Here is a 7,666-nt window from a genome sequence, read left to right as displayed (position 1 = left end):
CTGGCCATTGGCGGGAGCCGCTCGCGGCGACAAGAGGAACACTAGCACCACCTCGCCGCCCACCCCCAAATCGGGGGTCCCTAACCACGTTTGCCCAGGTCAGAGGCTTGCCCGTTGCCGCGTGCGCACCAGAGGAGGCTCTGGACCTCGTCGGCCCCGTACGGCTGAGTGGGAGCACGGCCGTCCCGGCGTCGCACGCTCCCCGTCGTGCGTCCCAAGGAATCGGGCACAAAGGCACGTTCCTCAATCCACTACCAGCTTGAAACTGTTGGTGCCCCGTCTCGAAGGAGGCGCCCCTTTGTCCGCCACCACCGCCACGCCGGCGCCTGCGCCGGTCGCAACACGGGCGCTCACCGGCCGGCGCCGGATCGCGGCGTTCGCGACCATCGGCCTGGGCATGCTCCTGGCCGCGCTCGACGCGACGATCGTGTCCACGGCGCTGCCGACCATCGTCGGCGACCTCGGCGGCGGCACCCACGTGTCCTGGGTGGTCACCTCCTACCTGCTCGCCCAGACCACGGTCACCGTGCTGGTCGGCAAGCTCGGCGACCAGTTCGGCCGCAAGCTCGTCTTCCAGCTCAGCGTCGTCGTCTTCATCGTGGGTTCGGCACTGTGCGGCCTGGCCGACGGGATGGTCTGGCTGATCGGCTCCCGGGCGCTGCAAGGGATCGGCGCCGGCGGTCTCACCGTCACGGCCACCGCCCTGATCGCCGACATCATCCCGCTTCGCGAGCGCGGAAAGTTCCAGGGTGCGCTCGGCGCCGTCTTCGGCCTCGCCACCGTGATCGGACCGCTGGTCGGCGGGCTGCTGACCGACAACGCCAGCTGGCGCTGGTGCTTCTACGTCAACGTCCCGCTCGCCGCCATCGTGGTCGTCGCCGCAGCCTGGACCATCCCCCGCGTGGCCGGCGGGGCCAAGCCACGCATCGACTACCCCGGCATGGTCGCAGTCGCAGTGGGCGCCTCGATGCTGGTGCTGGCGACCAGCTTCGGCGGCACGACGTACGCCTGGGGCTCGTGGCAGATCATCAGCCTCCTCGTGGGCGGCGTCGCGGTCCTCGGGATCTTCGTGCTCATCGAGCGGAGGGCGGCGGAACCGATCCTGCCCCCGCGCCTGTTCGGTGCCAGGGTCTTCACCGTCTGCTGCGCGCTGAGCTTTGTCGTCGGCTTCACGATGCTCGGCGCGATGACCTTCCTGCCGACGTTCTTCCAGTACGTCGAGGGCGTCTCCGCGACCGAGTCGGGCTTCCGCCTGCTGCCGCTGGTGGTGGGGCTGCTGATCACCTCGGTCACCGCCGGCAACATCGTCAGCAAGACCGGGCGCTACAAGGTCTTCCCGGTCCTCGGCAGCCTGGTGATGGCTCTCGGGCTCTTCCTGCTCTCCCAGATGGATCCGTCGACCCCCCTCGCAGTCTCCTCGCTGTACCTGTTCGTCCTGGGCCTCGGCATCGGCATGAGCATGCAGGTGCTCACGATCGTCGTGCAGGGCTCGGCCCAGTACAGCGACCTCGGGGTCGCCACGTCCGGGGTCACCTTCTTCCGCACCATGGGCAGCGCGTTCGGCGCGGCCATCTTCGGGACCCTCTATGCCAACTTCCTCCAGGACCGGCTGCCCGCCGCGGTCGCCAGAGCACGCGGCGTCACACCCGCCGACCTAGCGACGCCGGAAGCGCTCCATGCGCTCCCCGACCGGGTGATCGCGCCGATCGTCGGCGCCTACTCCGAGTCGCTGACCCACGTGTTCCTCTGGGCGGTCCCGGTCGCCGTGGTCGCCTTCGTCCTGGCGCTCGTGCTGCCGCAGGTCAAGCTCGCCGACAACGTGGCTGACGCTGCCCAGGACCTCGGTGCCGGCTTCGGTGCCCCTGACTCGCCGCCCAACGAGGAGGTGCTGTCTCGCCGGATCACGAACCTGCTCTATGGCCGGCGCCGCGACCGGGTGCTGGACCTCTTGCAGTCCTCCGAGGAGGATCTCGACGCGGCCGGGGTCTGGGCGGTCGTCCAGGTCTACGGGCTCACCGCCGCCGGTCATCGCGCCGACGTAGGTCAGATCGCGTGGTCGCGTCAGCTGCCGACCGCGGTGATCGAGCCGATCTTCCGCCAGGTCATCTCCGCCGGGTACGTCGAGGGCGACCTCGAGAACTTGACCGTGACCGCCCGGGGCTCGGGCGCGGTCGACCGACTCCGGGACGACCTCACGGCGTGGATCGCGGCCCATCTCGAGGGGGTGAGCGACACCTCGCCGAAGGTCATCAGCACCGCGATCGCCTCCGTCGTACGGCGCGTCGTGGTGGAGCGGGCGGAGGCGGACTACTCCCCGGCCGAGGAGCCGGTGGTCGGCGCCGGCCGGTGACCGGGCTGCTGCCGGTTACCTACACCCGCTCTGCCTGAGCAGACGGTTGTCCATCAGACGTTGAAGCGGAACTCCACGACGTCGCCGTCGTCCATGACGTAGTTGCTGCACAAGCCAGCAAGTGACGGGAAACGTGTTGTTCGTCGACCGGCAACGTCGACCAGATGGGCACCTCGCATCGTCTAAGACGACCGGCCCTGTCGTCCTACCGGACTGGCTTGCCAATCGCTACCGCGACCACGACTTTGAGCGAGCAGCGAACACGGTGTACGTCGGCATCAGGCGGGCTGGCAGACGGGCACAGCTTGAACTCCGACCCCACATGCTTCGACATGCCTTCGCTACGAACCTCGTCGCGGCAGGAGCTGCGCCCGAGGTACTACGTCGCCAGATGCGTCACCACGACGTGGCGTCAGCCTTCGCTACTACGTCCAGACGACCACCGACGACGTTGCCGCGACCGTCGTTTAATGTACGCCGTCATCTCGCACCCGCGCTCTCGCGCTCGCCAGCAAGTCGGCATAGTCGGGTCGAAGAGGCGCCGACAAGACCTTCTCCAACATTGCTTCGAGGTCCCAGAGCACCCGCTGCTCGGCTTGGTCCTCGAACGCGCTGTCCCCGTTGTTGAACCTCGCTAGCCACTCGAAGAGCACCAACGCCTCGTCGCCAGTCAGGCCCAAGGCCACGTCTGACTCGCGCTTCTCGGTCATCGCCGGTAGTCCTCGAACTCCCACAAGCCGAGACGGCTCAGTTTCTCCCCTACCTCAGCCCAGTTGTCACCCGAGACAGCCTTAACGCGCTTCTCCAGCCATGAGCGCAAGGCACCCTGGTCGAAGTGCGCCACATCAACCACAAGGTGATGACGCGCATCGAAGAAGCCGCCGTCTCGACAACGTGCAGCAAGCCACTCTGGAGAACACACCGTGACGTCGAATGACTCCTCGCCAGGACCATCAGCAGGACCGGCGTACAGACGAGCGAGGAGGCAGAACTCCTCCGCCCTGGCGAGCAGCGAAGACGGCTCCGGCTCCAAGTCGATGCTCCTCAGCAGTGCGTGCACAGTCATACTCACCATCCGTTGTCGAGACTCGTTCGCAGCGAGCGCCACGACGTGTATGTCCTCGCTGCGAAGCTGGCATCTCCTGAGGAGGGCGTCACCCGGCCGACCAGCGTGAACCCAACCTCCCGCCAGTCCTCATCCTTCTTGCGATGCCGCGCGACCCGGAAGAGGGCGAACTTGCCGTCAGGCAACGTGTAAGCGAGCACGTCGCCCGAACTTAGGTCGGTCACATCAGACCAAGGGCGGCGGACCTTCGTCGGAGGCTTCTGCGGTCCTGTGAGGGTGGCCCGCAACTTGCTCAGCACAGCCTTCCTCTTGGCCAGCTCCTGGTCCCCGGCCTCCGCCCACAGCTCCAACCCAACCCCCGCATCGATGACTCGAAGAGCCTCGAGCTTCACCGAGTCTTCAAGGCGCCCGAGGCCCGACTGTGCAGCCGCAAGGGCCAAGTACGGGACGTGTGCCTCGTCGTGGGCCAGGTGCTGGTAGTCCGCGATGACCCGCTGCGTCGCCTCTGCGTCATCGACACCATCCTCGAGCAGTTCGCGGTAGTCGGACCTGATGTCGCATGCCGTGTCGTCGGAGAAAATGGCAGGACCCCAAGCACCCATGCGTGGATTCCACCATGAACGCGAGGTCCCGTGCGCACTAACCAGAGCGGTCGAGGCCGATTGAGCGACTGTTCATGCGTGGTCGACGTGTTTATGCATTCTGGCCCTCGAAAGAAGACCCTTAGATGGCGTTAAGAGAGGGCGACTACAACGACCAACCAGCAACGTCGTACGGACGGAGCCCAGAGCGTCCAAACCGCCTGAAACCCGCACAGAACTGGCTAGAATCGGCCAAATCCATCCGGAGTACCCCTCCAACGTCACATGAAGGCAAACCCTCAGACGTTGAAGCGGAACTCCACCACGTCGCCGTCGGCCATCACGTAGTCCTTGCCCTCCATGCGAACCTTGCCGGCCTCCTTGGCCTTGGCCATGGTGCCCGCGGCCACCAGGTCGTCGAAGGAGACGATCTCGGCCTTGATGAAGCCCTTCTGGAAGTCGGTGTGGATGACACCGGCGGCCTCGGGGGCCGTCGCCCCCTTGGGGATGGTCCAGGCGCGAGTCTCCTTCGGGCCGGCCGTCAGGTACGTCTGCAGCCCCAGGGTGTCGAAGCCGACCCGGGCCAGCACTTCGAGACCGGGCTCGGTGACGCCGGCCTCGGCAAGGAACTCCGCGGCCTCCTCGTCGTCCAGCTCGATCAGCTCGGACTCGAACTTCGCGTCGAGGAAGATCGCCTCGGCGGGCGCGACGAGCTCACGCATCTTGGCCTTGAGCTCGTCGTCGTTCAGCTCGTCGGCGTCGCAGTTGAAGACGTAGATGAACGGCTTCGCGGTGAGCAGCGACAGCTCGCGCAGCAGGGCCCGGTCGATCTTGGTGGCGATGATCGGAGTGCCGGACTCCAGCGCCTCCTTGGCCTCCCGCGCCGCCTCCAGGTTCGCGACCAGGTCCTTGACCTTGCGCGACTCCTTCTCCAGGCGGGTGATCGCCTTTTCGACCGTCTCCAGGTCGGCCAGGATCAGCTCGGTCTGGATAGTCGAGATGTCGCTGCCGGGATTCACCTCGCCGTCCACGTGGGTGACGTCGTCGTCGCGGAAGACCCGGGTCACCTGGCAGATGGCCGAGGACTCCCGGATGTGGGCCAGGAACTTGTTGCCCAGGCCCTCGCCCTGGGAGGCGCCGCGCACGATGCCGGCGATGTCGACGAACTCCACGGTCGCGGGCAGGATCTTCTCGGACCCGAAGATCTTGGCCAGCGTGGCCAGCCGCGAGTCGGGGACACCGACCACGCCGACGTTGGGCTCGATCGTCGCGAACGGGTAGTTCGCCGCGAGCACGTCGTTCTTGGTCAGGGCGTTGAAGAGGGTGGACTTGCCAGCGTTGGGCAGTCCGACGATTCCGATGGTGAGGGCCACGGGCGCCGAGTCTAGGTCCGGCGGGCGCGGCGCTCCCAATCAGTGGTGCCGCCCCCAACAGCAGGCCGCGACGAGACACCGCGAGCCGTCGGCACGCTGTGCAAGGCTCTGCGTCGTGACGCTCCCCCACGCCGACGCGCCTGCCCCGGATCCCGAGCCCGCACGGGACGACCTAACGCCCGTCGCGCTTCGCGAACCCGCCAACCAGGTCTCTCGCCGGGCCATCGGCTACTGGCTGGTCACCGCGTTGCTCGCCACCGCGGTGGAGGTCGCCGTGGGCGTCACCATCTACGTCCTGGTGCCCTCTCGCCCGTGGTGGGCGACCGCACTGCTGGTGCTCCTGATCGTCGTCAACCTGGCCTACAGCGCGCTGATGCCCCGGATCAGGTACCGCGTCCACCGCTGGGAGGTGAGCCCGGAGGCGATCCACACCCGGACGGGATGGCTCACCACCGAGACCCGCATCGCTCCGCTCAACCGGGTGCAGACCGTCGACTCCCAGCAGGGCCCGGTGATGCGCCTGTTCCGGCTCTCCTCGATCACCGTCACCACGGCCTCGGCGGCGGGACCGATCACGATCGACGGTCTGGACCAGCAGGAGGCCCGAGAGCTGGTGGCCCGGCTGACTGCGATCACCGCTGCCAGTGAGGGTGACGCCACGTGAGCCTGGACGAGCCGTCGGCGCCACCGCCTGAAGGAGACGTCGCCGTACCGTGGCAGCGGCTGGATCCGCGCAAGCTCCTGCTGGACCCGGTCAAGGCGCTCGGGCAGCTGATCGTGCCGATCCTGGCCATCGTCGTGGGCGTGGGCAGCCGTGACTCCCGTTTCTTCCTGGCGACTCCGGTGATGATCCTCGGAGCGCTGGCCGTCGGCGCCATCCCCTGGCTGACGACGTACTACCGGATCACCGACGGCCAGCTGCAGCTGCGCCGCGGACTCCTGAACAAGAAGAGCTCCACGGTGCGCCTGGAACGGGTCCGCAGCGTCGACCTCGAGGCGTCGCTGCTGCACCGGGTCCTGGGGCTGCGCAAGGTGGAGATCGGCACCGGAGTCGATGACGAGCGGATCGTCCTCGATGCCGTCTCGGTCCAGCACGCGGCCTCCTTGCGCGCGCTGCTGCTCACCGCACGTGCCTCCGCGGGCGAACCAGCGCAGCCCGGAGCTGCCACCGGGCCCGGCACGGCTCAGGACCCCTGGGGCCAGGGGCTCGCCGGGGCGGCGTCCTCATCGCCGGCAGACGCCGAACCGACCGGGATGCCGACGCCGGTCGAGTGGCGGGCCCACCCCGAGGAGGAGCTCGCCCGCATCGACTGGACCTGGCTGCGGTTCGCCCCGTTCAGCCTGGCCCGCCTGGTGATCGTGGTGGGCGCCGTCGGCTTCGTCTCCCAGTTCACCGACGACCTCCCGTTCCTGGACGGCGAGCACATCCGCGACGCGTGGGGCTGGATCACGGGGTTCGCGCTGGCCTCGGTGGTGGCCGGGCTGCTGGTGGCCGGCCTGCTGGGCTGGCTGCTGATCTCCGTCACCGGGTACGTCGCCCAGTGGTGGGGCCTGCGACTCACCCGGGGAGACGGCTCCCTGCACCTGACCTCGGGCCTGTTCACCACCCGCTCGATCAGCGTCGAGGAACAGCGGGTGCGTGGGGTGCTGCTCACCGAGAAGGCGCTGCTGCGGCTGGTTGGCGGGGCGGAGCTCGCAACCCTCGCCACCGGGGTGGCTGGCGGCGTCACCACGATCCTGCCTCCGAGCCCGGTCCGAGTGGCCGCCGATGTGGCCGGCACCATCGTCGAGGACGAGCAGGCAGTACGCACGCCGTTGCTCCCCCACGGGCCGGCAGCGCGGCGGCGGACCCACGTGAGAGCCCAGTTCACCAGCGCAGGCCTGGCACTGCTGCTGGTCGCCCTGGCGGTCCTCAACCGACCGTGGGAGTTCCGCGACCTGGTCCCGGGCTGGGTGCCGCTGGCTCTGGTCCCGGGTTGCGTCGCGGTCGCCGCCGCCTGCGCGGAGGCGTCGTACGCCCACCTGGGCAATGCGCTGACCGAGCGTCATCTGGTTGCAGGCAGCGGGATCACCGCCCGCAACCGCACCGTCCTGGAGACCGACGGGATCATCGGCTGGGTGGCGCGGCAGTCGCTGTTCCAGCGCCGGGCCGGTCTCGTCACGCTGACCGCGACCACGGCCGCCGGCAACGAGCGGGTCGTGCTCCGCGACGTGCCGCACGACCGCGCCATGGCGCTGGTCCACGCCTGCACTCCGGCCCCCCTCGCGCCGTTCCTCGTCGCGGCTCACGACTAGG

Annotated in this window: 7 protein-coding genes; 3 read left to right on the top strand and 4 right to left on the bottom strand. The window is 68.4% G+C overall.

Features of this window, described 5'->3' with window-relative positions; translation table 11 throughout:
• Nucleotides 1-298: 298 nt before the first annotated feature.
• Nucleotides 299-2,350, top strand: coding sequence for an MDR family MFS transporter (locus C5H89_RS16160; protein ID WP_104107978.1), 2,052 nt, complete (start codon nucleotides 299-301; stop codon nucleotides 2,348-2,350).
• A 467-nt stretch (nucleotides 2,351-2,817) separates the two neighbouring features.
• Here C5H89_RS16160 and C5H89_RS19400 read toward each other — a convergent pair whose 3' ends face one another.
• From C5H89_RS19400 to ychF, 4 genes are all read right to left on the bottom strand, one after another.
• On the bottom strand, nucleotides 2,818-3,060 hold the full coding sequence (locus tag C5H89_RS19400) for a hypothetical protein (protein WP_104107977.1): 243 nt from the start codon (nucleotides 3,058-3,060) through the stop codon (nucleotides 2,818-2,820).
• Nucleotides 3,057-3,416, bottom strand: a complete 360-nt coding sequence (locus C5H89_RS16145; protein ID WP_162799421.1) for an Imm8 family immunity protein — start codon at nucleotides 3,414-3,416, stop codon at nucleotides 3,057-3,059. Before C5H89_RS16145 ends, C5H89_RS19400 begins: the two co-directional genes overlap by 4 nt.
• Before the next feature lie 2 nt (nucleotides 3,417-3,418).
• Nucleotides 3,419-4,018, bottom strand: coding sequence for a hypothetical protein (locus C5H89_RS16140; RefSeq protein ID WP_104107975.1), 600 nt, complete (start codon nucleotides 4,016-4,018; stop codon nucleotides 3,419-3,421).
• A gap of 278 nt (nucleotides 4,019-4,296) precedes the next feature.
• Complete coding sequence (gene ychF, locus C5H89_RS16135) at nucleotides 4,297-5,370, bottom strand: redox-regulated ATPase YchF (protein ID WP_104107974.1); 1,074 nt, start codon at nucleotides 5,368-5,370, stop codon at nucleotides 4,297-4,299.
• A gap of 115 nt (nucleotides 5,371-5,485) precedes the next feature.
• Between ychF and C5H89_RS16130 the strand changes: the two genes are divergently transcribed.
• Nucleotides 5,486-6,034 (top strand): PH domain-containing protein, encoded by a 549-nt coding sequence (locus tag C5H89_RS16130; protein WP_240181910.1) that lies wholly within the window; start codon nucleotides 5,486-5,488, stop codon nucleotides 6,032-6,034.
• On the top strand, nucleotides 6,031-7,665 hold the full coding sequence (locus C5H89_RS16125) for a PH domain-containing protein (RefSeq protein WP_104107973.1): 1,635 nt from the start codon (nucleotides 6,031-6,033) through the stop codon (nucleotides 7,663-7,665). The genes C5H89_RS16130 and C5H89_RS16125 overlap by 4 nt, the downstream gene beginning before the upstream one ends.
• The last annotated feature ends 1 nt before the right edge of the window (nucleotide 7,666 follow it).

The organism is Nocardioides sp. 616 (genome assembly GCF_002930065.1).
GTDB classification, from domain to species: domain Bacteria; phylum Actinomycetota; class Actinomycetes; order Propionibacteriales; family Nocardioidaceae; genus Nocardioides; species Nocardioides houyundeii.
This window is presented reverse-complemented; position numbering and strand designations above follow the sequence as displayed.